23 protein-coding genes and 3 tRNA genes are annotated in these 25,152 nt (G+C 56.9%); 7 read left to right on the top strand and 19 right to left on the bottom strand.

Going from position 1 to position 25,152, the window contains the following annotated elements:
- Positions 1-45: 45 nt before the first annotated feature.
- Positions 46-1,656, bottom strand: a complete 1,611-nt coding sequence (locus tag EDF75_RS11865; RefSeq protein ID WP_133599497.1) for an FAD-NAD(P)-binding protein — start codon at positions 1,654-1,656, stop codon at positions 46-48.
- Positions 1,657-2,108: 452 nt separating this feature from the next.
- On the bottom strand, positions 2,109-2,414 hold the full coding sequence (locus tag EDF75_RS11870; RefSeq protein WP_133599499.1) for a hypothetical protein: 306 nt from the start codon (positions 2,412-2,414) through the stop codon (positions 2,109-2,111).
- On the opposite strand from EDF75_RS11870, the gene EDF75_RS11875 reads away from it, so the two are divergent.
- Complete coding sequence (locus EDF75_RS11875; protein ID WP_133599501.1) at positions 2,413-4,680, top strand: TonB-dependent siderophore receptor; 2,268 nt, start codon at positions 2,413-2,415, stop codon at positions 4,678-4,680. The genes EDF75_RS11870 and EDF75_RS11875 overlap by 2 nt on opposite strands.
- A 301-nt stretch (positions 4,681-4,981) precedes the next feature.
- Here EDF75_RS11875 and EDF75_RS11880 read toward each other — a convergent pair.
- The 6 genes from EDF75_RS11880 to EDF75_RS11900 form a co-directional block, all read right to left on the bottom strand.
- Positions 4,982-5,058: transfer RNA gene (locus EDF75_RS11880), tRNA-Val, on the bottom strand.
- 3 nt (positions 5,059-5,061) lie between these two features.
- Positions 5,062-5,138, bottom strand: a tRNA-Val gene (locus EDF75_RS11885).
- 4 nt (positions 5,139-5,142) lie between these two features.
- Positions 5,143-5,219, bottom strand: a tRNA-Val gene (locus EDF75_RS11890).
- Between the two features lie 400 nt (positions 5,220-5,619).
- Positions 5,620-5,703, bottom strand: coding sequence for a small membrane protein YdgU (gene ydgU / locus EDF75_RS27605; protein ID WP_455430947.1), 84 nt, complete (start codon positions 5,701-5,703; stop codon positions 5,620-5,622).
- Positions 5,704-5,772: 69 nt separating this feature from the next.
- Entirely contained in the window at positions 5,773-6,255 is a 483-nt protein-coding gene (asr, locus tag EDF75_RS11895) for an acid resistance repetitive basic protein Asr (RefSeq protein ID WP_115192515.1), read from the bottom strand.
- A 186-nt stretch (positions 6,256-6,441) separates the two neighbouring features.
- Entirely contained in the window at positions 6,442-7,071 is a 630-nt protein-coding gene (locus EDF75_RS11900; protein ID WP_133599503.1) for an NADPH-dependent F420 reductase, read from the bottom strand.
- 107 nt (positions 7,072-7,178) lie between these two features.
- On the opposite strand from EDF75_RS11900, the gene EDF75_RS11905 reads away from it, so the two are divergent.
- The gene (locus tag EDF75_RS11905) at positions 7,179-8,087 is read left to right on the top strand and encodes a LysR family transcriptional regulator (protein WP_133599505.1); all 909 of its coding nucleotides are present in this window, start codon (positions 7,179-7,181) and stop codon (positions 8,085-8,087) included.
- A gap of 35 nt (positions 8,088-8,122) precedes the next feature.
- Here the strand turns inward: EDF75_RS11905 and mdtK are convergent, their stop codons facing one another.
- Entirely contained in the window at positions 8,123-9,496 is a 1,374-nt protein-coding gene (gene mdtK, locus EDF75_RS11910) for an MdtK family multidrug efflux MATE transporter (protein ID WP_133599507.1), read from the bottom strand.
- Between the two features lie 217 nt (positions 9,497-9,713).
- Between mdtK and EDF75_RS11915 the strand changes: the two genes are divergently transcribed.
- Positions 9,714-10,352, top strand: a complete 639-nt coding sequence (locus EDF75_RS11915) for a riboflavin synthase subunit alpha (protein WP_133599509.1) — start codon at positions 9,714-9,716, stop codon at positions 10,350-10,352.
- 200 nt (positions 10,353-10,552) lie between these two features.
- Here the strand turns inward: EDF75_RS11915 and cfa are convergent, their stop codons facing one another.
- Both cfa and punC read right to left on the bottom strand, forming a co-directional pair.
- Entirely contained in the window at positions 10,553-11,701 is a 1,149-nt protein-coding gene (gene cfa / locus EDF75_RS11920; protein ID WP_123708177.1) for a cyclopropane fatty acyl phospholipid synthase, read from the bottom strand.
- Between the two features lie 297 nt (positions 11,702-11,998).
- A complete protein-coding gene (gene punC / locus EDF75_RS11925) occupies positions 11,999-13,183 on the bottom strand; it encodes a purine nucleoside transporter PunC (RefSeq protein ID WP_133599511.1) in 1,185 nt (394 codons plus the stop codon).
- Between the two features lie 112 nt (positions 13,184-13,295).
- Between punC and punR the strand changes: the two genes are divergently transcribed.
- The gene (gene punR / locus EDF75_RS11930; RefSeq protein ID WP_123708176.1) at positions 13,296-14,207 is read left to right on the top strand and encodes a DNA-binding transcriptional activator PunR; all 912 of its coding nucleotides are present in this window, start codon (positions 13,296-13,298) and stop codon (positions 14,205-14,207) included.
- 16 nt (positions 14,208-14,223) lie between these two features.
- Here punR and purR read toward each other — a convergent pair whose 3' ends face one another.
- Complete coding sequence (gene purR / locus EDF75_RS11935; RefSeq protein WP_045858607.1) at positions 14,224-15,249, bottom strand: HTH-type transcriptional repressor PurR; 1,026 nt, start codon at positions 15,247-15,249, stop codon at positions 14,224-14,226.
- A 294-nt stretch (positions 15,250-15,543) separates the two neighbouring features.
- Here purR and cydH point away from each other — a divergent pair, with 294 nt between their 5' ends.
- The gene (gene cydH / locus EDF75_RS11940) at positions 15,544-15,633 is read left to right on the top strand and encodes a cytochrome bd-I oxidase subunit CydH (protein WP_041145917.1); all 90 of its coding nucleotides are present in this window, start codon (positions 15,544-15,546) and stop codon (positions 15,631-15,633) included.
- 163 nt (positions 15,634-15,796) lie between these two features.
- On the top strand, positions 15,797-16,963 hold the full coding sequence (locus EDF75_RS11945; RefSeq protein WP_133599513.1) for an MFS transporter: 1,167 nt from the start codon (positions 15,797-15,799) through the stop codon (positions 16,961-16,963).
- A 39-nt stretch (positions 16,964-17,002) separates the two neighbouring features.
- On the opposite strand, the gene sodB is transcribed toward EDF75_RS11945, so the two are convergent.
- Together sodB and EDF75_RS11955 are read right to left on the bottom strand one after the other, a co-directional pair.
- Positions 17,003-17,584: a superoxide dismutase [Fe] gene (gene sodB, locus EDF75_RS11950; RefSeq protein WP_133599515.1), complete on the bottom strand. Its 582-nt coding sequence runs from the start codon at positions 17,582-17,584 to the stop codon at positions 17,003-17,005.
- A 120-nt stretch (positions 17,585-17,704) separates the two neighbouring features.
- The gene (locus EDF75_RS11955; protein ID WP_133599517.1) at positions 17,705-18,589 is read right to left on the bottom strand and encodes a C40 family peptidase; all 885 of its coding nucleotides are present in this window, start codon (positions 18,587-18,589) and stop codon (positions 17,705-17,707) included.
- 337 nt (positions 18,590-18,926) lie between these two features.
- Between EDF75_RS11955 and EDF75_RS11960 the strand changes: the two genes are divergently transcribed.
- The gene (locus EDF75_RS11960) at positions 18,927-19,274 is read left to right on the top strand and encodes a Grx4 family monothiol glutaredoxin (protein WP_041145851.1); all 348 of its coding nucleotides are present in this window, start codon (positions 18,927-18,929) and stop codon (positions 19,272-19,274) included.
- Between the two features lie 52 nt (positions 19,275-19,326).
- Here the strand turns inward: EDF75_RS11960 and rnt are convergent, their stop codons facing one another.
- The 5 genes from rnt to EDF75_RS11985 all read right to left on the bottom strand — a co-directional run bounded on the left by rnt (position 19,327) and on the right by EDF75_RS11985 (position 25,144).
- The gene (gene rnt / locus EDF75_RS11965) at positions 19,327-19,974 is read right to left on the bottom strand and encodes a ribonuclease T (protein WP_133599519.1); all 648 of its coding nucleotides are present in this window, start codon (positions 19,972-19,974) and stop codon (positions 19,327-19,329) included.
- Between the two features lie 106 nt (positions 19,975-20,080).
- Complete coding sequence (gene gloA / locus EDF75_RS11970; protein ID WP_041147656.1) at positions 20,081-20,488, bottom strand: lactoylglutathione lyase; 408 nt, start codon at positions 20,486-20,488, stop codon at positions 20,081-20,083.
- Between the two features lie 199 nt (positions 20,489-20,687).
- Positions 20,688-21,863, bottom strand: coding sequence for a YncE family protein (locus EDF75_RS11975; protein WP_133599521.1), 1,176 nt, complete (start codon positions 21,861-21,863; stop codon positions 20,688-20,690).
- A 71-nt stretch (positions 21,864-21,934) separates the two neighbouring features.
- Positions 21,935-24,154, bottom strand: a complete 2,220-nt coding sequence (locus EDF75_RS11980; protein WP_133599523.1) for a TonB-dependent receptor domain-containing protein — start codon at positions 24,152-24,154, stop codon at positions 21,935-21,937.
- 225 nt (positions 24,155-24,379) lie between these two features.
- Positions 24,380-25,144, bottom strand: coding sequence for an energy transducer TonB (locus EDF75_RS11985; RefSeq protein ID WP_241723565.1), 765 nt, complete (start codon positions 25,142-25,144; stop codon positions 24,380-24,382).
- Between the last annotated feature and the right edge of the window lie 8 nt (positions 25,145-25,152).

A 25,152-nucleotide genomic window follows, 5' to 3' on the forward strand; every position in this document is an offset into this window, starting at 1 on the left:
GGCGGGGCCCTAGCGCCGATGCCCGCCCGAAAGCGTCAATGGCGGCTAGCGCTCGATAAACGGCAGCCACCGCCGCTGGCGCGCTGCCGGCTGCGATGCGGCTTTAGCCATCGCGGCGCCGATCTCCGCGCAGACCGTAAGCCCCTGAACGAACGGGCGGTCGTGCATGAGATAGGGCAGCGCGCCAAACGCAATGCGCCCGCGAACGATCTCCGGCTCCAGCAGCGTGTAGTCTTCCCCAACGTCGGGAATAGCGTCCCCGACGGCGAGGATCTGCCGGCGCAGCGTCGGAAACGGCAGGTCTTTGGTCTTCAGCGGCTTCTGCCCTCTGGCATCGATAAAGACCTCAAAGGCATACCTGGACTGGCCAACGCTTATTTCCGTCAGGTTATCTTCAATGGCGATGGCGTAATCGGGCCCAAGCGGGAGAATGCTGATAACGCCGGCCTCGTGCAGCGCCAGCAGCCGGCGAATGGATTGCGACGGGATCGCCGCGTAGTTATCGATAAACACCCGCGCCAGGCCAGCGCTAAACCGCTCGCTGTCCCGCGAGTTGAGATGAGGGACGATGGCCTGGACCGCTTCATGCAGTCTGAGGATTGCGTAGCGCCAGGCCACCGTGCGCCTGTCGCGCTTGTTGCGCTCGACCTCGATGAGATTCGCCTCAGCCCAGCGGAAAGGGTCACTCTTCCTGCGCGCGGCGAACCAGGCATCGTGGAAGCTGTCGGCGTTAAGCGAGCGCAGCGCTATCTCCCGGCTCCACTGCGGGTCGGCGGCGTCAATTTCCTGCGTCATCAGCGCGAAGACCCGGTCGAGCAGCCCCTCGGTTCCGGCGGCGATGTGCCGGGCAATCGCCTCGTCGCTGGCGATCGTTAAGGGCTCATAGGGGATGGGGCAGTAGAAGTCGGCTTCAGGCAGGATCCCGGAGCGGGACATCATCACCATTTCCAGCGCCTCGCTGTCGCGATCCAGCCGGAAGCTCAACGACCGGTCCTCGGCCTCCACAAACTCCCCGTGCTGCGCGGCAACTGCCATGGCGGCATCGATTCCGCTGAGCGACGTTCCCATAATTCCAACCCGGCAGGGTGCGATGCGCGCGCTCATTAGCCCCGACCACGGGCTCGGGAAGTGGGCGCGCGGGGTGGTATCGTCATCAGGCCAGACGTGGCCGGTGGCGATAACCGCAAGGTCAAAATGCGCGGGTTCTGCAACCCCCTGGGCGCAGAGCATCACGCCTTCGGGGGTGACCTGCAGATCCTCCACCCGGCATGATTCATGGATCGCGACCTCAAATCCGCGCCGTCGGGCCGTCGCCACCAGCTGCAGAAACTGGTCATGGAAATATTCACCCAGCAGCAGGCGCGGCAGGAACTGCCGGACATGCAGGGATTCTTTGCGCACCCCGTAACGCGCCAGATGCTCAACGCTCAGCCCCTGCAGCCAGTCGATATAGGTTGAGAAAATGGGGGGGATTTCGATGCTGGCAATGTTCGCCAACATCATCCGCGCGGTGTCTTCCTTGCTATAGGGCATCCCGACGCCGGCCCGGTCGGCCTGTTCATAGATGGAGACGGCAAGCGGTACCGCGTTCTGTAAAAGGGCGTGAAAAGTATAAATCCCCGTCGGTCCGGCGCCGATAATCGCAATTTTCTTCATTGATATGGGCTCGTTGTTTTAGGCGCAGACATCCGTTATCGGGCTGACGCTGAAGGCGTAACTAAGGGCACTGACCAAAGTATAAACGAGGGATCGCGGGGCAACGGTAAAATGCCTGTATCTGCTGGCGAATAGTTGACTGAAGCTGCGGGAGCCGCCTTTCATTAAAGGGGACTTAAAATCATCTTTTGTTGTTGTCAATTGCGCAGCGTTAGCCTGCAGGCATGAGGAGCTGAAAATCATGGAGAGGGTGGGGGGAATTAACGCGGGCGGTATTGTTCTTGAGGTAATAAACGAATCGAAAATTTAATGATTGTGATGATATTATGCTTAAATTGTGTTTATTTAATGTGGATGTAATTCATTGGATTTTATTGTCTGTAATTAAGTTGTCTTGAGTGTATTTGTATCTTTCTGTTTTTATTGGTATATTTTGTTTTTATTTCTGTTTGTTAATTATCGGCTTGATAATGAATCTCATTTTTAATAACGTGGAGCGGCACAATAATCCTATTGGGCGCTGTTCGGAATACGCTATCAAAGAATAGCGTGGTGCGTTTGTCTCTTCGTTTTTCCAGGGCGGAATTTTTATTTTTGGTGAAAAGGGGTAATTGATATCCCGATATAATATCGGGAGGCGCCTGCTTACGCCAAAACCAGAGAAGATGTTCTGTGCCTGGAGGTCGCTGCCGTTGTTTATCTGACGGATGAAGAAGGCGTGCCCCGACGGCAAAATAAGAAAACAGGGCATATTCCATGAAACATTATTCACACTACTCGCTGGCCGTGCTGATTCATATGGCTATCTGGGGAGTGGGGTTGCCGGCGCAGGCCGCCGACGACAGCACGCCAGATGAAACGAAGAAATCCGCTGCGGCAACCGCATCGGAGAACCACGACGAAACGATGGTGGTTACCGCGGCCGCGCAGACTCTCCAGGCCCCCGGCGTCTCCACCATCACTGCCGATGAAATCCGCAAACATCCACCCGCCCGCGACGTCTCCGAACTGATTCGCACCCAGCCCGGCGTCAACCTGACGGGCAACTCCACCAGCGGTCAGCGCGGCAATAACCGCCAGGTCGATATTCGCGGGATGGGGCCAGAAAATACGCTGATACTGGTGGACGGTAAACCGGTGACCAGTCGTAACTCCGTGCGCTATGGCTGGCGCGGAGACCGCGACACGCGCGGTGATACCAGCTGGGTACCGGCGGAAATGATCGATCATATCGACGTTATTCGCGGCCCGGCGGCGGCCCGCTACGGCAATGGCGCGATGGGGGGCGTGGTGAACATCGTCACTAAACCGACCAGCAGCGAGTGGCATGGTTCCTGGAATACCTATATGAACGCCCCTCAGCACCGTAAAGAGGGCTCGACGAAGCGCACGAACTTCAGCCTGAACGGTCCGCTGTCGGATGCGGTTAGCTTTAATTTATGGGGTAACCTGAGCAAGACGCAGGCCGATGCCCAGGATATTAACTCCGGCCATGAAGCGGCACGAACCGGAACCTATGCGGGATCCTATCCTGCAGGGCGCGAAGGCGTCGTGAATAAAGATATCCACGGCAAGCTGCGCTGGGAGTTTGCGCCGATGCAGGCGCTGGAGTTCGAAACCGGCTACAGCCGTCAGGGCAACCTTTACGCCGGCGACACGCAGAACACCAACACCAGCACGCTGGTGAAAAGCATGTACGGCAAGGAGACCAACCGCCTCTATCGCCAGACCTACGGCGTGACCTGGACCGGCGGCTGGGATAACGGGGTGACCAGCAACAGCTACGCCCAGTATGAACATACCCGCAACTCGCGGATGAGCGAAGGGCTGGCGGGCGGAACGGAGGGCATCTTCTCCAGCAGCGAATTCTCGGATATCGACCTCTCTGACGTGCTGTTGCACAGTGAAGTGAATATTCCGTTTACCCTCGGGGTTGAGCAGAATCTGACCCTGGGCACCGAGTGGAACCAACAGCGGATGAAGGATGGCGTGTCGACCACCCAGTCTCTCTCCTATGGCTCCATCGACGGCATCCCGGCAACCGGGCGCAGCCCGTACTCCAGCGCCGAAATTTTCTCGCTGTTTACCGAAGACAATATCGCGCTGACGGATAGCACCATGCTGACGCCAGCCCTGCGCTTTGACCACCACAGTATTGTCGGCAATAACTGGAGCCCATCGCTGAACCTCTCCCAGGGGCTCTCCGATGACTGGACGCTGAAGCTGGGGATTGCCCGCGCCTATAAAGCGCCGAATCTCTACCAGCTCAACCCGAACTACATTCTGTACAGTAACGGCCAGGGCTGCTACGCCAGCAGTTCCGCCTGCTATCTGATGGGTAATAGCGATCTGAAGGCCGAAACCAGCGTTAACAAAGAGATCGGCCTTGAGTATAAGCACGAGGGCTATCAGGCGGGGCTGACCTGGTTCCGCAACGACTACCGTAACAAGATTGAATCAGGTTACTCGGCGGTAGGCACGGCCAGCAACGGCACGACCAATATCTATCAATGGGAAAACGTGCCGAAGGCGCTGGTAGAAGGGCTGGAAGGCTCGCTAAGTCTGCCGGTGAGCGAAACGGTTAGCTGGAGCAACAACCTGACGTGGATGCTGCAGAGCAAGAACAAGACCACCGGCGATCGCCTGTCGGTAATTCCGCAGTTCACGCTGAACTCGACCCTTAGCTGGCAGGTGCGTGACGATCTCTCTTTACAGAGCACCTTCACCTGGTATGGCCGCCAGAAACCGAAGCGCTTTAACTATAAAGGTGAGGCGGTGTCCGCAAGCGAGCTAAACGAAGTCAGTCCATACAGCATTGTTGGGCTAAGCGCGACCTGGGACGTCAATAAGAACCTGAGTCTGACCAGCGGCGTGGATAATCTGTTTGATATTCGCCACTATCGCGCCGGTAATGCGCAGACCACAGGGAACTCGACAACCGGGGCTTATCTGTATGGCGCCGGCGCGGAAACCTACAACGAGTCGGGGCGGACGTTCTATGTGAGCGTGAATACGCATTTCTAAGGCATCATCGATCGCGGGCCGGAATATTTTGCTATTCCGGCTTTTTTGCCGTCAGCTAAAACGGCAAAGGGAAGCTTGATGAGTTGTCCGTAGCCTTTGCCGAGTGGATTGCTGGCGCTAAAAGCATCTGCGGTGCGTGCCGCTGACGGATCTGGTCACGACTGGAGTTTGGGATCTCCGGGTAGCATCAGGCGTAGGGTATTAAATAGGTTTTAATGTCGTGGAACTGGGGATATCGAATAGGGCTTAACGGCTGCAGAAAGCGCTTCTTTCGAGGGAAATGCACCAGATTAAGAAAATCTGGTGCGTCCGAGTGGACTCGAACCACCGACCCCCACCATGTCAAGGTGGTGCTCTAACCAACTGAGCTACGGACGCATTTGGTGCGTTTAATTGGACTCGAACCAACGACCCCCACCATGTCAAGGTGGTGCTCTAACCAACTGAGCTATAAACGCTTTATGGTGCGTTCAATTGGACTCGAACCAACGACCCCCACCATGTCAAGGTGGTGCTCTAACCAACTGAGCTATGAACGCAATGTTGTGGTGACAACGGGGACGCATATTAGCGATCGGGAGAGGTTGTGGCAAGAGGCAAACGTCACTTTTCTTGCAGAACAGACGCGATTGCGGAAGTTTTACTCATATTGTCTATATTTTGCTGATGATAAAGGATATTTCTTGCCCTGTTTGCCCGCGGGCTATGCCTGCTGACGCGGATTAATGCGGTAGTGCAGCTTGAAGACCGGGACGTGCAGGCGAAGCCGTATACCTCAACCGGGACTTCATACAGACAGTTCGCGGTGATTGAAGTTGTGCCAGGGGTCTTTGAAGTGACGCGTCGTACTTAATAATAAGCATTGGCATAACGCTTTTGTATTTTTGATATGAGCAAGGTCGCTACTGCGGCCTTTTTAATTAAGGGGAACGCTGGGCGTTATTTAAATATAAGACGAAGAGTGAAGAGGGCACAGATTATCAGCAGGATCAGAATGAGCTCAAAACGATAGCGTTGCAGCATAGTGCTCTCCTAAAAAAATCGGCGCTGAAGCAGCGCCGATTTATTACGATACCAGACTAACCGGGTTAATTATGCAGCCGGCTGTGCAGCAGGTTTAGCGGCAGCGTGGTGTTTAGCTTTGTGGTGTTTTTTAGCAGCCTGAGCTTTCTGAGCTACGGCCGGTTTTGCTGCGGCTTTGTGGTGTTTTTTAGCGGCCTGAGCTTTCTGGGCTACGGCAGGTTTAGCTGCGGCTTTGTGGTGTTTTTTAGCGGCCTGGGCTTTCTGAGCTACGGCAGGTTTAGCGGCGGCTTTGTGGTGTTTTTTAGCAGCCTGGGCTTTCTGAGCTGCAGCCGGTTTAGCTTCTGCTTTTTTGTGTTTTTTCACAGCCTGAGCTTTCTGCTCTGCGGCCGGTTTAGCGGCAGCTTTATGATGTTTTTTGTGATGAGTGGTCTTGGCAACGGTGCTGTGAGTTGCAGCAGCCGGAGCCTGAGTGGTGCTTACCGCATCAGCGGCGAAAGCAGCAGAAGACAGACCCATAGCAGCGGCAACGACCAGAGCTAATACTTTTTTCATTCTGATATCCTCGAAAATGTTTCTTCAGTTAACCCCACTGCGGGGCTGTTGAAACAACTATATGCCGGTCATGGCGCGAGTTCAGTGAGTGTTTGGTATCGGCAGGTAACCGAATGTACGATGAGGTGGCGGGAGAGCGTAAGAGGTTATCCGCTAACGAGAAAGCGTTAGCGGAGTGGGCCGTGATTAGCGGCGAGGCGTTCGGGCAAGCGTTGAGACAAGCTCCTGGCGGGTCATGCGTACGCAATAGGCGGGTGTGCCGCGTTCAAACCGCCATCCTTCGCTGAGCGGCCCGACGTCAAGGGCATCAAAACCAAAGGCGTCGTACAGCGCGGCGGCGATGGCTTTCCCCTCTGCGTCATCGCCCGCCAGCGGCAGCGCCCGGCGATTTTCCGCCCCTGCGGGTAAGCCATCGCTTTCCAGCTGCGTCATCGGAATGGCGTTAAAGGCTTTGGTTATTCTGGCGGCGGGCAGGATCCGCGCCAGTAATTCACTGGTGGTGGTTTGCCCGGAGTCGAGCTCGGCAATGTCGCCGTCCCGCTGCGGGTAGTAATTGACCGCATCGATAACGTGCTTATTTTTAATACCGGCGACCGGCAGCGCGCTGACGGCGCTGAGGGGGACGGCAATCACCACCACCTCGCCAAACTCGGCGGCCTCGTCCGCGCTGCCCACCTGACAGCCGATCATCGGCCCCAGGCTGAATAGCGTCTGCGGTCCCCGTGAGTTGCTGAGCATCACGTCGTGGCCGGCCTGCAGCGCAAGCTTAGCGATGGAACGTCCTACAAACCCGGCGCCTATTATTCCGATCTTCATCTTTGACTCCTGACAAATTGCCTCATTGAGGGAATAAATTTAATTCCCTCGTCACAGAAGATAAATCGTAAGATGGTTGCATGATAAACAACTAAAATGAGTGAATCATGGATCAGCTCACCAGCATGAAGGTTTTCGTCAAGGCGGCAGAAACCGGCTCATTTGCCGCCGTCGCCGAGCAGCTGCAGCTGTCGCCGCAGATGGTTGCCCGCCACGTAGCGGCCCTCGAGGCGCATCTCGGCACCTCGCTTATCGCGCGTACGACGCGGCGGCAAACCCTGACCGATATCGGCCGCAGCTACTATGAGCGCTGCCGCCTGGTGCTGGACGAAGTCGCCGAGGCCGACGCGCTGGCGCTGGAGATGAAGGCGACTCCCTCCGGTATTATCAGAGTCAATGCGCCGGTTACCTTTGGTTCACACGCGCTCTCGACGTTCATCACCGACTATCTCGCCCGCTACCCCGAGGTGCAGGTCGAGCTGACCCTCAGCGACCGCATCGTCGACCCGATAGAAGAGGAGTTCGAGGTGATCATACGCATTGGCGAGCTGGCCGACAGCACCATGGTTGCCTGGCCGCTGCGCCCTTACCGGTTAATAGCCTGCGCCTCTCCTGACTATATTTTGCGCCACGGCGAGCCGCAGACGCCGGCGGATCTGCAGCACCACTCCTGCCTGGTCTACGGTCACTGGTCGGCCATGAACGCCTGCCGCTGGCAGTTCACCAGGGAGGGCGCCACGGTGGAGGTTAAACCCGCCGGGCGCTTTCGTTCGAACGACTGGAAAGCGCTGATGAACGCCGCTCTCGCCGGGCACGGCATCACCCTCGGACCGGAAGAGGTGCTGAGAGTTGAGGTTGAGGCGGGCAGGCTGGTGCAGGTTTTATCGGGGTTTTCCGGCCCTTCGCGACCGATGCACGTGCTGGTGCCGGCAGGACGCCGACGAACGACCAAAATCAAATGCTTTGTCGAGGCGCTGAGAGAGGCGCTGGGCCCGCGCGGGCCCGGCTATCGCTGAGAAACGGCGCCCCGAAAACGGGGCACCGCTGCCGGTTAGCGCGCTGCGCGCTGTAAAATGACGCTCGACGGCTGACGCTGGAGGAAGCGCATCCGCAGCATCATCAGGATTGCCGCGGAGGTTAAGCCGATAATAAACCCGCACCAGAAGCCGGCAGGCCCCATGCGCGGGACGACAATATCGGTTAACGCCAGCACATAGCCGCTTGGCAGTCCCAGAACCCAGTAGGCGGTAAAGGTAATAAAGAAGATTGAGCGCGTATCCTTATAGCCGCGCAGGATCCCGCTGCCGATGACCTGGACGGAGTCGGAGATCTGATATATCGCCGCCAGCAGCATCAGCTGGGAGGCCAGCACCACCACTTCCGGGTTGTCGTTGTAGAGCAGGGCGATCTGTTTGCGCATCAGGATGGTGAAAATCGCGGTGATCGCGGCCATGCAGACGCCAACGCCGACGCCGGTTCTGGCGGAGGTTTGCGCATCGAGGGTTGAGCCCTGGCCGAGGCGGAAGCCGACGCGGATGGTGACCGCCGCCGCCAGCGACAGCGGTAAAACGAACATCAGCGAGCTGAAGTTAAGCGCAATCTGATGGCCGGCGACATCGATAATGCCCAGCGGAGAAACCAGCAGCGCAACCACCGCAAACAGGGTCACTTCGAAAAAGAGCGCCAGCGCGATCGGCAGCCCGAGCTGGACCAGGCGCTTGAGGACGGCAAAATCCGGCTTGCTGAACCCCTCGGCGCCCCGAATATCACGCATTGAGCGCGCCCGACGCACCCAGGCGATCATGCTGAAAAACATCACCCAGTACACGGAAGCCGTTGCCACGCCGCAGCCCACGCCGCCCAGCTCCGGCATGCCGAAATGACCGTAGATAAAGATGTAGTTGACCGGGATATTCACCAGCAGCCCGATGAAGCCCATGACCATCCCCGGCTTGGTTTTCGCCAGGCCTTCGCACTGGTTACGCGCAACCTGGAAGAAGAGGTAGCCCGGAGCCCCCCACAGCAGCGCGCGCAGGTAGCCGACGGCTTTATCCGCCAGCGCCGGGTCAATATTATGCATTGAGCTGATGATATAGCCGGCGTTCCACAGCACCACCATCACCAGCACCGAGACGAACCCCGCCAGCCAAAAACCCTGGCGCACCTGATGCGCAATGCGATCGCGGCGCCCGGAGCCGTTGAGCTGTGCAACGACCGGCGTTAGCGCCAGCAGCAGGCCGTGGCCAAAGAGGATAGCCGGCAGCCAGATGGAGGTACCGATGGCGACGGCCGCCATATCGGTGGCGCTGTAGCCGCCCGCCATGACGGTATCGACGAAGCCCATTGAGGTCTGGGCTACCTGCGCAAGGATGACGGGAATAGCCAGTGCTAACAACTGACGCGCTTCAATGAAGTACTTCTGCACCTGTACACCTTTATATTGTTGTTATTTTGAGACTAAAAAAGCCGCCGTTAATGGCAGCAAGAAGAAAAAGCAGAGGGATTAGCCAGTCTATTGTAGCGAGGATTAGCCATTAAGCCAGTGAAAAAATGGTAGGGCACTATGCGTGCTGGCAACCTTATTTACCACCTGTTATTGTTCCCGATTAATATATTGTGAGCCATTTCTACAGGAGCAAAGCATGTTTACTGGCATTGTGCAGGGGACCGCTAAAGTGGTGTCCATCGATGAGAAGCCCAATTTTCGTACCCACGTGGTGGAACTGCCTGAGCACATGCTCGACGGACTGGAAACCGGCGCGTCGGTCGCCCATAACGGCTGCTGTCTCACCGTCACCGAGATCGACGGCGCGCGCATCAGTTTTGACCTGATGAAAGAAACCCTGCGCATCACCAACCTCGGCGCCGTGCGTCAGGGGGACGTGGTCAACGTTGAGCGCGCGGCAAAGTTCAGCGATGAAATCGGCGGCCATCTGATGTCCGGCCATATTATGACCACAGCGGAGGTGGTTAAGATCCTGACCTCGGAAAATAACCGCCAGATCTGGTTCAAGGTCCAGGATCCGACGCTGATGAAGTACATTCTGTATAAAGGCTTTATCGGCGTTGACGGCATTAGCCTGACGGTTGGCGAAGTCACGCCGACGCGCTTCTGCGTGCACCTGATCCCGGAAACGCTGCTGCGCACCACCCTGGGCGTGAAAAAGCTGGGGGATCGGGTCAATATCGAGATTGACCCGCAGACGCAGGCGGTGGTCGATACCGTTGAGCGGGTGCTGGCGGCGAAAGAGGCGGTGCAAAAGGCGTCGGAAGAGTCATAGTCGCCGGCTGTTCGCTACGGTGGGGCTGCCGTTTAGCTCCCGGCCTGCAGCCTGCGGTTCGCCGATTTCAGCGGGATGCCAGACTCCGCGGCACCCTTTCTCATCGCTGAACGTCCGCTATTGCGGAAACAAATACGGGACGGGAAAAAAAATGCCTGTCGGTGAGAGCACCGGCAGGCATGATGAGTGCAGGTCAGGATCTAGCGCGCGACGCGCAGGCCGCTCTCGGCGCCGCGAGAAAACACCACCTGCCACAGCTGAATATCGCGCGCGCGAAAGGCGCCGGCGCAGGCGTTGAGATAATAGCTAAACATGCGCTTGAAGCGCTCGGTGTAGTTATCGGCAATATCCGGCCAGCTGGCGAGGAACCGCTCGTACCAGGCCATCAGCGTGGTATCGTAATCGGCGCCTATATTGTGCCAGTCTTCCATCACGAAATGCGTTTCGCTGGCTTTTGCAATATGGCGAACCGACGGCAGGCAGCCGTTAGGGAAGATATATTTATTGATCCACGGATCGACGCTCAGGTCCGTTTTGTTTGAACCGATGGTGTGCAGTAAAAAAAGACCGTCCGCTTTCATATTCCGGTCGACGACATCGAAATAGGTGGCGTAGTTTTTCGGCCCCACGTGCTCAAACATACCGACGGAAACAATGCGATCAAAACTATCATGTAAGTCGCGATAGTCCTGTAACAGGATAGTGACGTCTAATCCCTCACACCGCTGCTGGGCCATTTTTTGCTGTTCGGCAGAAATGGTAACGCCAACCACGCTAACGTGATAATTTTTTGCCATGTAATAGGCCAGACCGCCCCAGCCGCAGCCAATATCCAGCACCCGCATCCCCGGTTCAAGCTGCAGCTTACGGCAAATAAGATCTAATTTAGCCTGCTGAGCCTCTTCCAGAGATTGCGCCTCTTTCCAGTAAGCGCAGGAATATTGCATATAGGGGTCGAGCATCTGACTAAAGAGGTCGTTGCCGAGATCGTAGTGCTCTTTGCCGACTATCCAGGAACGTTTTTTACTTTGCAGATTGAACAGGCGAGCGGCAGCAATACGCAGCGTATCTTTGAGGTGGCGGGGAAGCTGGTTTTCCAGCCCGGCGCGCAGCACCTTGTGGAAGAAAATATCCAGACGCTCGCAGTCCCACCAGCCGTCCATATAACTTTCACCTAACCCCAGAGACCCTTCCTGCAGCACGCGCTTAAAAAAGAGGGGGTTTTTTATCCGTAGATCGGAGGGAGCGGGGCCATTAATTTCAATACCCGCACGACCGAGCAACTCAGCTGTAATTCGGTACCAGTCGTCATTTGGTACACTTACTTCTTCTATACACGATGAACTCATAGCTTCTCCATCACGCCCAAGTGATCAGAACCTTAAAACAGCGTAGACGCTTTTTTTGGCATTGTGAGAAATCTCACGGAAAATCCGTGAAGCTGCTATCCGACGTAGAACAGAGGAAGGGAGATAACCCTTGCCGAAAGGCCTTCCATGGTGAAACGGGAGGCGTCCTGCCCCCGTTAATATCGATAAACTTTCTATTTATGTGATACGGGATCCAGTATAGGCCCCTATTTTAAGGCTTTCAATAAAAACATATTAGCAGGCTAATTACTGGACCTTAACATCGCTGAAACCATTCTATGCATGCGACGACTGGGTGCTGAGACGGGCGCTCCTCAGCTGCATCGCATATCCCAGTCCGGCCAGCACGATGGAGGCCAGCATCACGCTGGTGGTGGTGAGCAGCGGAGTGGCAATCAGCGTGGATACCAGCAGGCTGGTCAGGAAGCACAGTCCGAGCTGCAGGGTATTCTGCAGCGCGGCGGCGCGACCCGTGGCCTGAGGGAACGGCCGCAGCGCCTGGGCGACGACAATCGGGTAAATGGCGCCGTTAACGATAGCCATCACGCAGAAGGGGGCCATCAGCGCGACGATGGAGACATCCTGCTGCAGGCCCACCAGCCAGGTGGCGGCAACGCTGATGGCAAAAACGACCAGTAGCCACGGCAGCAGCTGCTGCCCCTGCCATTTCTGCAGCGCCGCACGACAGCCGTATCCGCCGATTAAAAAGGCGATAGTCTGCGGCACGTAGCTCAGGCCGATGGCGGTTGGCCCGTAGCCCATGTCGTGCAGAATAAACGGCGAACCGGTCAGCCAGGCGAAAAAGCTGGCGGAGCAGGCGGCGTAGATCAGCACGTTGCCGCTGTATTCGCGCGAGCGCAGCAGCGCCAGGAAGGTGAGCTTTTTCTGCGTGCTGCTATCGGGTCTGCTCACCGGCTTGAGGCGTAATGCAGGCAGCATCAGCAGTAGAGTGATGGCAAACAGGGTCGCGAAGATGGCCTGCCAGTCGAAATGGGCGAGCAGCCAGCTGCCGAGCAGCGGCGCCAGGGCCGGGGAAAGGCCCACCAGCGGCATGATGGTGGCGAATATGCGGTTGGTGCGCTGGGCAGGATAATAGTCGGTAACCATCGCCTGCCAGGTAACCGCCGCCGCGCAGACGCCGATGGCCTGCACAAAACGCAGCCCCAGCATCAGGGTCGCGTCCTCGACCCACAGCATGCCAAGGCAGCCGACGGCGAAGATCGCCAGGCCGCTGAGCAGCACCGGCTTACGCCCATAGCGATCCGATACCGGGCCCCAGAACAGCTGGCCAAGGGCGAAACCGGCGAGAAACACGCTCAGGCTGGCGCTGACCGAGGCCGCCGAAGTATTCAGATCCTGTTGGATAGCCGAAAACGCCGGCAGATACATATCGGTTGCCAGGAAGCCGAGCACGCTGAGGCCCGCCAGCCAAACCAAAAATCCTTTCCCAGGTTGTTGCATAAAGTTCTCTTTCTTCTGATGCAGGTAAGATGCCGCAGAGTGTAGGGAGTGCATTCTGGCTTGTGAAACGCTAATATTTGTTACATGCGTTCAAAAAATTTGCAGGCAGAATATGTGGTCCGAATACTCCCTTGAAGTGGTTGATGCGGTTGCGCGCAACGGCAGCTTTAGCGCAGCGGCTCAGGAGCTGCATCGCGTACCCTCGGCGGTCAGCTACACCGTGCGTCAGCTCGAAGAGTGGCTGGCCGTTCCGCTCTTTGAGCGCCGGCATCGCGACGTGGAGCTCACCCCTGCCGGAGTGTGGTTTCTACAGGAAGGGCGTTCTGTTATCAAAAAAATGCAGATCACCCGCCGCCAGTGCCAGCAGATCGCCAACGGCTGGCGCGGGCAGCTCTCAATTGCGGTTGACGATATCGTTAAGCCGGCGCGGATGCGGCAGATGATCGTCGATTTTTATCGCCACTTTCCGGACGTCGAGCTGATTGTCTTCCAGGAGGTGTTTAACGGCGTCTGGGACGCGCTGGCCGACGGCCGGGTGGAGCTGGCCATCGGCGCGACCCGCTCGATTCCGGTCGGCGGACGCTACGCCTTTCGCGATATGGGCATGCTGAGCTGGCACTGCGTGGTCGCCAGCCACCATCCGCTGGCGAAAATGAGCGGCCCGCTGAGCGATGATACGTTGCGCAACTGGCCGTCGCTGGTCAGGGAAGATACTTCACGATCGCTGCCGAAGCGCACGACGTGGCTGCTGGATAATCAGAAGAGGGTGGTGGTGCCGGACTGGGACGCCTCGGCAACCTGCCTGTCGGCCGGGCTCTGCATCGGCATGGTGCCGTCGCACTTTGCCCGCCCGCGGATCGACAGCGGCGAGTGGACGGCGCTGGAGCTGGAAAATCCGTTCCCGGACGCCGCCTGCTGTCTGACCTGGCAGCAGAGCGATATCTCGCCGGCGCTCTCCTGGCTGCTGGACTATCTTGGCGACAGCGAAACGTTAAATCGGGAGTGGCTGCGGGCGCCGGAATAGCCGACGCCCGGCAGGGTTAGCGGCGGTAGTCGACGAACGGGCCGTCAATCACCGAGCGGCGCTCGACCAGCCGCGGGTGGACTTCGATAGACTGCGACTCTTCGCGCTTGTTAACGATGCGGTCCATCAGCATATTGAAGGCGGCTTCGCCGAGAGAGTCCTTTGGCTGATGAATGGTGGTCAGCGCCGGGCTAAAGTAGCGGGCGTTGCGCACGTTGTCATAGCCAATCAGCGAAATATCCTGCGGCACGCGCAGGCCCATTTCGTCGGCGGCGCAAATCGCCCCCATCGCCATGATGTCGCCGCCGCAGAAGATGGCGGTCGGACGATGCTGCTGGCTGAGGATCTGCTGCATCGCGCGGTAGCCGGACTCCGGCTCGAAGTCGCCCTGAACCACCCAGCTTTCCGGGACGCTAATCTGCGCTTCTTCCATCGCTTTCATAAAACCGGCCAGGCGTCCGGCGCCGGTATTGCGCTCCAGCGGGCCCGGGATCACGCCGATTTCACGGTGGCCGCGCTCAACGAGGTAGCGACCGGCCATATAGCCGCCTTCAAAGGCGTTATCGATAACCGAATCGGTAAAGTCGGCCTTGGACTCACCCCAGTCCATGACGACCATCGGGATGTTGCGGTACTCTTCGAGCATCGAGAGCACCGACTGCGGATATTCGGAGCACATCACCAGCAGGCCGTCGACGCGCTTTTGCGCCATCATTGACAGGTAGGCCTGCTGCTTTTCCGGATCGTTCCAGGCGTTGCCGAGAATCAAGGTGTAGCCCTTCTGGAAGCAGCTCTTCTCGACGGACTCGATAATTTCGGCGAAATAGGCCGCTTCGCTGCTGGTAGCCAGCAGACCGATCGATTTGGTGTGATTAACCTTCAGGCTGCGCGCCACCGCACTCGGAGAGTAGTGCAGCTCTTTGATGGCAGCCCATACCGCGTTGCGCGTCTCTTCAGCGACAAAGCGGGTTTTGTTAATTACATGTGAAACTGTTGTAGTGGAAACGTTTGCGCGCTTCGCTACATCTTTAATTGTTGCCATTACTTCTCTCTCCAGACCTTGACCTGATCGTCTGATTATCGATACGGAAACGTTTGCCTATACACACCCTGAGCACAATGTTCAACATTGCATCACGTCGGGAAACGACACAGAACGACAGGAAGGGGTCAATGGCCGATACGCTTTCAAATTAGCGTGGGATTTTGTCCGATCTTGCGGCAAAGGGGAAGAGTAAAAATGTGCATCACCCTAAATCTCAGAAGATTTTTATACAATATTGTGCAAAAATGAGCAGGCTCACTTTTCTTGTGGGGATAATCAGGGGGAAAATTGATGGATACAGATTTAAAGTTTTCGCTGACCACGACGATTATTGTTCTGGGCCTGATCGTGGCCGCAGCGCTGACCGCCGTACTGCACTAATTTTTTCGGGGGAGAGGCTCCTTTCCCCTTATTTCCGCGCATTATTATCAAATTCGCAAAAATCTTTTGCCATTTCGTTTACTTTTGTTTTTCTGTGATTGATGTCATGCTTTTGGCTTCTGATGAGATACCGTCGCTGAGGACGGTCTGCTGGAGTCATTGCATGAAGATCAACTTTCCCCTGTTAGCGCTTGCCATTGGGGCATTTGGTATTGGTACGACCGAATTTTCCCCGATGGGACTACTGCCGGTTATCGCCAAAGGCGTGGATGTATCCATTCCCGCCGCGGGGATGCTGATCAGCGCCTACGCCATCGGCGTGATGGTTGGGGCGCCGCTGATGACGCTGCTGCTGTCGCACCGCGCGCGCCGCAGCGCGCTGATTTTCCTGATGGCTATTTTTACCCTTGGCAACGTCCTCTCATCAATGGCGCCGGATTACACCACGCTGCTGCTCTCGCGCATTATCACCAGCCTGAACCACGGCGCCTTCTTCGGCCTCGGGTCGGTGGTCGCCGCGAGCGTGGTTCCTAAGCACAAGCAGGCCAGCGCGGTAGCGACCATGTTTATGGGGCTGACCATCGCCAATATTGGCGGCGTTCCGGCGGCGACCTGGCTCGGTGAAACCATCGGCTGGCGCATGTCCTTCCTCGCCACGGCGGGTCTTGGCCTGGTGGCGATGGTCAGCCTGTGGTTCTCGCTGCCAAAAGGCAGCGCAGGGGAGCGGCCAAACGTGAAGGAGGAGCTGGCGGTATTGATGCGGCCGCAGGTGCTCTCCGCGCTGCTGACCACCGTGCTCGGGGCCGGGGCGATGTTCACCCTCTATACCTATATTTCGCCGGTGCTGCATACCATTACCCACGCTTCGCCGCTGTTCGTCACCGCGATGCTGGTGCTGATTGGCGTCGGCTTCTCCCTGGGCAACTATCTTGGCGGAAAATTTGCCGACCGCTCGGTTTCCGGCACGCTGAAGGGCTTTTTACTGCTGCTGATGGTTATCATGCTGGCGATCCCGCTGCTGGCGCAGTCGCAGGTCGGCGCGGCTATCAGCATGGTGGTGTGGGGCGCGGCGACGTTCGCCGTGGTGCCGCCGCTGCAGATGCGCGTGATGCGCGTGGCTCACGAAGCGCCGGGGCTCTCTTCTTCGGTGAATATCGGGGCGTTTAACCTCGGCAATGCGCTGGGCGCGGCGGCCGGGGGGGCGGTGATTTCCGGCGGGCTGGGCTACGCATTTGTTCCGGTGATGGGGGCAATCATCGCCGGCGTGGCGCTGATGCTGGTGCTGTTCAGCGGTCGCGGACGGCCGCAAGAGGCCTTAGCCAGCCGCTAACAATCACCGCAGAAGGGTTTCCCCTTCTGCGGTGCAGTTTTATGCCGCCAGATTAGCCGCGACAAACTTCCAGTTTACCAGCGCCCAGAAGTGCTCCAGATAGTTCGGACGGGCGTTACGGTAGTCAATGTAATAAGCGTGTTCCCAGACATCCACGGTCAGCAGCGGTTTAGCGCTGCCGGTGAGCGGCGTGCCGGCGTTGCTGGTGGAGACAATCGCCAGGCTGCCGTCGGCATTTTTGACCAGCCACGTCCAGCCTGCGCCGAAGTTTTTCGCCGCCGCATCGGTGAACTGCGCTTTAAAATCAGCGAAGCTGCCGAAGGATTTAGCGATGGCTGCCGCCAGTTCGCCTTCCGGCTCACCGCCGGCATTCGGCGCCAGACAGTTCCAGTAGAAGGTGTGGTTCCAGACCTGGGCCGCGTTGTTAAAGACGCCGCCTTCGGAAGAACGAACGATCTCTTCCAAAGAGTGGCCTTCAAAAGCGGTGCCCTTGATCAGGTTGTTGAGGTTAGTGACGTAGGCCTGGTGATGCTTACCGTAATGGTACTCCAGGGTTTCAGCGGAAATGTGCGGCGCCAGGGCGTCTTTCGCATATGGTAATGCAGGTAATTCGAACGACATTGCTACTCTCCTTATTATATTAATGCGTGCAATAACCATGTAATGCACAGGGAGATAGTAGCAAATTAAAAGATGTGGCAAAAGAGAGAGTTAACCTGCCGCAGGCGCGGCAGGGGGTCGTCAGCGGATGGTTTTAGGCGTCATCACGCGGCGGGCGCCAACGTAGTGGCGAACCCAGTAATCTTCGCTTAACGAGGTAATCTGAATATCGCGTCCGGTACGCGGCGACTGGATAAATTTGCCGTTGCCGACGTAAACGCCGACATGATCCGCCGTGCCGCGACCGCGGGTGCGGAAGAAGACCAGATCGCCGCTCTGCAGCTCGCCGCGATCGACGGGGCGAGCATCGCGCAGGTGATACATTTCGTTCGCCGTGCGCGGGATATGAATCTTCACCAGGTCTTTGTAGGCGTAATAAACCAGCCCGCTGCAGTCAAAGCCGGTGCGCGGCGAGGTGCCGCCCCAGCGATAGGGCTTGCCAATTTGGTCCATCAGCTTCGACATCGCGGTGCTCTGCGCTTTTTGCACCCGTACCTTATGCGCATCGGCCAGCGTCAGCGGCACTTCTTCTTCGGCAACCGGCTTGCAGCGCTTTTTATAGCCTTTACGCACGACGCACTTCTGCTTCACGCTGGCCATCGCCCGCGTCGGCTCGATATTGGCATTAGCCGCGGTCGCGCACTGTTTTTTATAGCCTTTGCGCAACACGCACTTTTTCGTTCCACCGGCGGCCTGACGGTTTAATGCCGTCTGGCTCGAAGCGGTAGTGCGGGTAGGGTGTTTGGCGCGGGAGGAGGTCGATGCTTTCTTGCTGGAGGTTTTGGCGCTGGATTTTGTTTTCTGAGTGGAGACTTTTTTCTTGCGTTCGGTGGTGCCCTTTGCCTGATGCGATTTCGGCGTGGCGGAGGCGTGCGTATGCCCTGAAGCATGCGCCAGTGGTGTAAATGAGATAGATGTAAACAGTAATGCGCAGAGCGAAATCGCGATTTTGTTTAGCCGCGCCACCGAGCACTCCCCTGATTAATTACAGACATGTACACATACCTGACCATGAATGACAAAACCCAACGATTCTAATGCATAAAAACCCTGAAAGTTAATATTCTTTTGTATCTAAAGTGTCGTTTGATTAACAATTGCAAAAAAATATGCCAGACATTGACCTGCTTGTACACAAAGTGCGCAGCGCGACGGCGCGCTGGCTGATAAAGTGATATTTATAAGGCAACTTCTGGGCACAGAAGATAAAATATAGTGAGTGAAAAAAATGTTATTATCTGTCCTGCGTTCAGCACGCTACAATGACAAATTACTGCCGTATAGAAGTTAAGGAAGCATGACAATGAGCACTACCGTAGAAAAAATCGAACGTCAAATCGCTGAAAACCCGATCCTGCTGTACATGAAAGGATCGCCAAAACTGCCAAGCTGCGGCTTTTCCGCTCAGACCGTGCAGGCGCTCTCCGCGTGCGGCGAACGCTTTGCCTACGTCGATATCCTGCAGAACCCGGACATCCGCGCGGAGCTGCCGAAGTATGCAAACTGGCCGACCTTCCCGCAGCTATGGGTTGATGGTGAGCTGGTTGGCGGTTGCGACATCGTGATTGAAATGTATCAGCGTGGTGAACTACAGCAGCTGATCAAAGAAACGGCGGCGAAGTATAAAACTGACGAGCCGAAAGCAGAATAATTTTGCTACCAGTAAAAAAGCGACTTCCGATGAAGTCGCTTTTTTTTGTCTCTTATTCCGCCTCGGGCAGCGGCAGCGGCCATCCGCCAAGGCGCTTCCAGCGGTTAACTATCTCGCAGAACAGCTGGGCAGTCTGGTCGGTATCGTACAGCGCAGAGTGCGCCTTGGTGCCATCAAACTCCATACCGGCGGCGAGGCAGGCTTTGGACAGCACGGTTTGACCGAGCACCAGCCCGCTTAGTGCGGCGGTATCAAAGGTGACGAAAGGGTGGAACGGATTGCGTTTTAGCCCGGCACGCTCGGCGGCAGCCATGGTAAAGCTGAGATCGAAAGTGGCGTTGTGGGCCACCATGATGGCGCGATTACAATCGCTGTCCTTCATCCCCTTGCGGACCATTTTGAAAATCGCGTGCAGCGCGTCGTACTCGCTCACCGCCCCGCGTTCAGGGTCGTTAGGGTTGATGCCGTTAAATGCCAGCGCTTCGGGCTGCAGGTTCGCACCCTCGAAAGGTTCAACATGAAAATGCAGCGTTTCGTCCGGCATCAACCAACCCTGCTCATCCATTTTCAAGGTAATGGCAGCGATCTCAAGCAGGGCGTCGGTTTTGGCATTGAACCCGGCGGTTTCGACATCGATAACCACAGGATAAAAACCGCGAAAACGGTCGCACAGACCATTAAGTTGAACGTTCTCGGACATCAGATTCTCTTTACTGGAAAAAAGTAGCGCGCATTATGGCAAATTTTGCCGCGCCTTGCAGCAGTCAGGGGATAAAACAGCGGGCGCCGATCGGCGCCCGAAACCGTTAGTGGCCGAGGCCTTTTCCGGCGTCTTTCTCTTCGATCAGCTCGATTTTGTAACCGTCTGGATCTTCAACGAAGGCAATAACCGTGGTGCCGCCTTTAACCGGGCCGGCTTCGCGGGTGACGTTGCCGCCGTTCTGGCGAATACGTTCGCAGGCTTCTGCCGCATTATCCACGCTTAGGGCGATATGGCCGTAGGCGCTGCCGAGATCGTATTTGTCGACGCCCCAGTTGTAGGTCAGCTCGATAACCGCCGTATCGCTCTCCTCGCCGTAGCCAACGAAGGCCAGCGAATATTTATATTCGGTGTTTTCGCTGGTACGCAGCAGCTTCATGCCGAGCACGTTGGTATAAAACTCGATAGAACGCTGCAGATCGCCAACGCGCAGCATGGTGTGAAGTAAGCGCATGTTTGTATACTCCTGTTTTACAACAGCCTGTTGGCCGTCGTATTTGAAAATGGCCAGAGTGGCATCAGAAACGGACAGGGCGTTTCCGGCACCGGAGCACTATAACGTAAAAAGGCGGCCTTTTCAGGCCGCCCGTCCGATAAGAGGCATCATGCGCTAAAAACGAATGGCCGCCGGGCCCTGAGCGCGTGCCGGTCGTCTATGATTTGCGCAAATCGATGCGCAGGATGCGTTCCTTCGCCCCTTCGACAAATACGTCAGGATCCCAGTCGCGGTTGAAGCCTTCCTTTATTCCGACGTACAGGGTATCCCCGTCCGCCGATAGCACCATCTGGTTTGGATAGACCGGCGTGCGGAATTCACGGGTCACGGCATAGGTCGTGGCATCGACAACGCTGAGGGTGCCGCTGGTGAAATTGCTGACGTAGAGCTCGTTATATTTCGGGTTGTACCTTACCGCGTTGGCCCCGGCGCCGGTACGCACGTAGCCCAGCTGCCTACCGTCGCGCAGATCGAAAATATAGAGCCCGTCGCGGGGGCCGCTGCGGTCGTCATGGTCGAAGGCCACGACAAAGACCCTGGCGGAGTCGGCGTCCACCGCCAGATTCTGCGCGCTGGGCAGCCGCGGCTGCGTGTTCTTGAGGGCAATGGTGCGCAGCACCTGCTGCTTTTTCGCGTCGATCTCGTTGATGTAATCCCGGCCGCCAACGTAGATTTTCTGCGTTTTTTCATCGAGCGTCAGCCCATAGGCCGTGCCTTTATAAGCTTCTTTAACCTCGCCTTTGAGCGCCAGCGTGGTGCCGTCGAGCATCAGCAGCCTGTGCAGCGGCTGCGTACCCTGCGCCGTTTTCAGCATATTGCTGTAGCTGACGAACAGGGTATTGGCATCCTGGCTATAGACCATATGGCGCAGATGCTCGAAGCGAGAATCCGCGGCGTTAGCCATTTTAAAGCTGAGCCTGTCGCTGGTTTTTGTCAGCTTCCCGGTGGCGGTATCCAGCATGCTTATCCGCAGCGAGGCCGACTGGGTGTGGCCGATATAGAGCCGATGCTGCGGCTGATTCATCGCCAGTGAAAACGCCCGGTACGGCATTTCGTAGCGGTGGGCAACCTCCAGCGACGTCGGGTTAAAGGCGTATAGATAGCCTCTGTTCGCTTCGCGGTTCACGCGATCGGTCACCGCCGCAAAGACGTACTGATTGGCGTTATCGAAAGCCAGTTCGTAAATCCCTTCATCCGCCTGCTCGAGATAATTGGTTTTCAGGGCGAAGCGTGAAGTCTCTCGCGCTGGCGGATCGATGGCTAACGCCGATGCGGGCAGGAGCGCCGCAACAAGCAGGCATCCCAGTCGTGTGCTTAAGTTGGAACGATTCATTGTTTATTCCTGATATGAACAGTGGGCGGCGCGGGATAAAACCAGGGCTTTATCCGGCACCGGGTTTTAACTCAGAACTGGATCTCACCGCCGAAGATCCAGGTTCGCCCGCGGGCGGTGGTATTCACCGACGTCCCCTCCCGGGCGTTATCGAGGCTCTGGTTCATGCGGTTCAGCGCTTCGGCGTAATCGCGGTTGGTGACGTTCTGCACGCTGAGGCGCAGCTGGACGTTGTCGGTTGCCTGCCAGCTGCTGTAGAGGTCGATAACGGTCGGGATAGTGGGCATGCGCTCTTTCGGCACGGTATTGTCGTCGCTGCTGAATCCCTCGGTGCTCAGGCGTTTGGTTTTACCGGTGAACTTGACCAGGCTGCCGACGGTCAGACGCCGGTCGAAGAGGCGGCCGCCGACGTCGAGCGTGGCGTAGCTTTCGGGCAGGTCGCTGAGGTCGCCGTAGGCAAAGCTGTAAACCGTGCTGGCGATCGAGGTGGGCTGATCGGTGTGCTGCTTGCTCCATGAGAGGTTCGCGTAGGCGAAGCCGATATCATATCCGGCCTCAATTTCGTAACCTTTGCTGGTGACCTCTGAGGTGGTGTTGACGTAGACGTTAGCGTTAAAATCGCCCAGAGAGTTGTCGAAATCCTTGCACAGCTGACCGTTGTTGCATAGCAGGAAGGACTCGCTGTTAATGTAATCCTTAATCCGCGTGCGGTAGGCCAGCGCCTTTAGATGAAAGCTGTCCTGCTCGTGCAGCAGGCCCTGCTTATTGATATTAAAGCCGGCCTCCCAGGTCTGGGCTTTTTCCGGCTTGAGGAACGGGTTCATCGATGCGCCGCCCTCGTTAGCGAAGAAGACCTCCTGGACATTTGGCGCGCGAGAGGAGCGGCTCCAGCTGACGAAGGGCTGCAGCCACGGGGTGACCTGAGCCGAAAACGTCGCCGAAGGATTTAGGCTGTTATCATCAAGATTGAGATGGCTCTCGCCCTGTGGGAAACACTTTTCATTGTCCGCGCAGGCGGGCTTGAAGCCTGTCACCTGGCTGCGGGTATAGTTAAGATTGAGATCCAGCTGATAAATATCTTTGTTCAGCGTCAGGCTGCTGTACAGGGCCGATATCTTTTGCTTGCCGGCGGGAGCAAAGGCGTTGTGGTCGGTTTCAGTATTCTGCTCAAAGCGCCGGGTATAGCGGGTATCCATTAACTTGCCGCCGACCTGGAATACGGCAAACAGGTCCTCGCTCATTTTAAATCGGCTGGTGTTGCTAAGATCGATAGCGTTAGATTTATTGGTGGTGGAAGAGCTGTTGAAGTTATACAGCGACTCCGGTTTATAGGCCTGATTTCCGCGGCTGGTGCTGGCCAGCAGGTTTAATTCCACCAGCTCATTCAGCGGGGCGTAATTATAGCGCAGGGCGTAATCGTCGCTGGTGATGTCGCGTCGGGTAAAGCTGTTGCTGTAATTACGGCCGGAAAACTCAATTTTATTGAACTGGTCCGGGTTAAAGTTCAGCTTATAAAGCTGGGAGCGGGGCTCCTGGCGCAAATATTTATTATCTTCGCCGATAAAATCTTCGCTGCTGCGCCCGCCGCCGTTTTTATAGGTCGCATAGGTTCGGCTACCGCTGATGCCGACCAGCGCGCCGAGGGCGCCGCCGTTTTCGAAGGTATCGGTCCTGCCGGCAACCGCCACCATTCCGGTGCGTCCCAGGCCGTTATCGCCCACCGAGAAGCGGGAAAGTGCCCCCGCCTGGCGCCCCTCGCGCAGCACGTCGTCGATGCCGATGGTGCGCATATTGGCGCTGCCGGCGAGGGCGTTAACGCCCTGAGAGCCGGCGCTGCTGCCGCGCGTCACGTCAACTTCGGCAAGAAAGTTCGGGTCGAGCGGAACGCCGGCGGCGGTGTTGGCGCCGCCGTGATAGTTGGCAGGCGCCATGCCGAAGTAGGTCTGGGTGACGCCATCGACCATCGTATTCACCCGGCCCAGCCCGTTCATGCCGCGAATATTCACGCTGATCGAACCCTGCAGGGGATCGATTTGCGTATAGGTCCCTGCCATACTGCGCAGCGACGCATCCAGGCTCTGCAAGTTTTTATTTAGCGTACGCGAACTGTAGGCTCCGGGGCGGGTATAGCTCTCCTCAGAGGAGCCGACCTGATTTTTTTCAGCCAGCGGGTTATCGGTAATAGTGAGCGGAGAAAAGACCGATTCTCCCTCGTTTTCTGCCGCAAAGGTGTGGCCGTTGACAATAATAAGCCCGGCCATAATCCCTTTGGCTATTTGCGATTTTTCCATAATCAATTCCTGTTTTTGTATTTTATCAATGCACCAAATGAACAAGGTTACCCCGCGCAGCCGAACGGCTGCGCAACGATAAATTGCTCATAAATAAAAATAAAAGTTCCGCCACCGCCAGAGGATATTCTCCCCGCAGCGGCCGGTTATTCAGAAATGAATCAATTAAATGACGCTATTTAAGTTTGTTAACCGACCAGCGGTTAATACAGGTAACGCTCATTGTTATATTTTTAACAGCCCGAACTCCACCGGTAGCGTGACCTTCTGGACGCCGTTTTTGAGCATCTCTTTTGGCGGCGGCGGCAGCGGTCGGGCGCTTTCAAGCGCAATGAGCGCCGCCCGATCCAGCGACAGGGTGCCGGATGAGGTGACCAGTTTTGTACTAAGTATTTCGCCGCGCTCATCGACGCTGAAGGCAATGACGGCCGTCCCGGTACGTTTACGCCGCCTTGCATCGTCCGGGTAGTTGCGCATTTTGTTGATTTTGCCCTTCACCAGCGATTCCCAGCTGATTTTACTCTGGCTGGTGCTGGCGGCGTCGGTGTCCAGCGGCGCCGTATTGCGCTGCGTCCGCGCGGACTGTATCGGCGGGGCGGCCAGGCTGGTGGTGGTCGAGTTTCCCTGCTCTTCTTTACGCTCCTGGGCCGATTTCTTCTTTCTTTCCGTTTTCTTTTTGCGCTCTTTTTCCGGCGTTGCTGCCGCCAGCTTAAGCTCAGCGTCCTCGTGCTCGCGCAGTTTCGGCAGCTCTTTATTATGGAGCGACTCGCGTTCGGTCATGGCTTCTACCCTGCGCTGCTGGCTGACGCCCGGCGGCAGCTCGGGGCGAATGAAGGAGACCTCCAGCTCGGGCGCGTATTCAATCATCACCGCGGCGGGCGTCGATTCAGGCTGCCTGAGGGAAAAATGGAGAATAAACGGCAGCACCAGCGCCGCGTGGAGCAGCACGCTGCCGGCGGAGCCCTTTATCCACGGCGCGCGTGTATTCATCGGGCTCT

The organism is Klebsiella sp. BIGb0149 (assembly GCF_004362605.1).
Classification (GTDB): Bacteria; Pseudomonadota; Gammaproteobacteria; order Enterobacterales; family Enterobacteriaceae; genus Klebsiella; species Klebsiella terrigena.

What these genes read in the sequence shown, in the direction of transcription:
- EDF75_RS11865 (WP_133599497.1), bottom strand. Translation starts at nt 1,656, where the DNA reads ATGAAGAAAATTGCGATTATCGGCGCCGGACCGACGGGGATTTATACT.
- EDF75_RS11875 (WP_133599501.1), top strand. Translation starts at nt 2,413, where the DNA reads ATGAAACATTATTCACACTACTCGCTGGCCGTGCTGATTCATATGGCT.
- EDF75_RS11870 (WP_133599499.1), bottom strand. Translation starts at nt 2,414, where the DNA reads ATGGAATATGCCCTGTTTTCTTATTTTGCCGTCGGGGCACGCCTTCTT.
- ydgU (WP_455430947.1), bottom strand. Translation starts at nt 5,703, where the DNA reads ATGCTGCAACGCTATCGTTTTGAGCTCATTCTGATCCTGCTGATAATC.
- asr (WP_115192515.1), bottom strand. Translation starts at nt 6,255, where the DNA reads ATGAAAAAAGTATTAGCTCTGGTCGTTGCCGCTGCTATGGGTCTGTCT.
- EDF75_RS11900 (WP_133599503.1), bottom strand. Translation starts at nt 7,071, where the DNA reads ATGAAGATCGGAATAATAGGCGCCGGGTTTGTAGGACGTTCCATCGCT.
- EDF75_RS11905 (WP_133599505.1), top strand. Translation starts at nt 7,179, where the DNA reads ATGGATCAGCTCACCAGCATGAAGGTTTTCGTCAAGGCGGCAGAAACC.
- EDF75_RS11915 (WP_133599509.1), top strand. Translation starts at nt 9,714, where the DNA reads ATGTTTACTGGCATTGTGCAGGGGACCGCTAAAGTGGTGTCCATCGAT.
- cfa (WP_123708177.1), bottom strand. Translation starts at nt 11,701, where the DNA reads ATGAGTTCATCGTGTATAGAAGAAGTAAGTGTACCAAATGACGACTGG.
- punC (WP_133599511.1), bottom strand. Translation starts at nt 13,183, where the DNA reads ATGCAACAACCTGGGAAAGGATTTTTGGTTTGGCTGGCGGGCCTCAGC.
- punR (WP_123708176.1), top strand. Translation starts at nt 13,296, where the DNA reads ATGTGGTCCGAATACTCCCTTGAAGTGGTTGATGCGGTTGCGCGCAAC.
- purR (WP_045858607.1), bottom strand. Translation starts at nt 15,249, where the DNA reads ATGGCAACAATTAAAGATGTAGCGAAGCGCGCAAACGTTTCCACTACA.
- cydH (WP_041145917.1), top strand. Translation starts at nt 15,544, where the DNA reads ATGGATACAGATTTAAAGTTTTCGCTGACCACGACGATTATTGTTCTG.
- EDF75_RS11945 (WP_133599513.1), top strand. Translation starts at nt 15,797, where the DNA reads ATGAAGATCAACTTTCCCCTGTTAGCGCTTGCCATTGGGGCATTTGGT.
- sodB (WP_133599515.1), bottom strand. Translation starts at nt 17,584, where the DNA reads ATGTCGTTCGAATTACCTGCATTACCATATGCGAAAGACGCCCTGGCG.
- EDF75_RS11960 (WP_041145851.1), top strand. Translation starts at nt 18,927, where the DNA reads ATGAGCACTACCGTAGAAAAAATCGAACGTCAAATCGCTGAAAACCCG.
- rnt (WP_133599519.1), bottom strand. Translation starts at nt 19,974, where the DNA reads ATGTCCGAGAACGTTCAACTTAATGGTCTGTGCGACCGTTTTCGCGGT.
- gloA (WP_041147656.1), bottom strand. Translation starts at nt 20,488, where the DNA reads ATGCGCTTACTTCACACCATGCTGCGCGTTGGCGATCTGCAGCGTTCT.
- EDF75_RS11975 (WP_133599521.1), bottom strand. Translation starts at nt 21,863, where the DNA reads ATGAATCGTTCCAACTTAAGCACACGACTGGGATGCCTGCTTGTTGCG.
- EDF75_RS11980 (WP_133599523.1), bottom strand. Translation starts at nt 24,154, where the DNA reads ATGGAAAAATCGCAAATAGCCAAAGGGATTATGGCCGGGCTTATTATT.
- EDF75_RS11985 (WP_241723565.1), bottom strand. Translation starts at nt 25,144, where the DNA reads ATGAATACACGCGCGCCGTGGATAAAGGGCTCCGCCGGCAGCGTGCTG.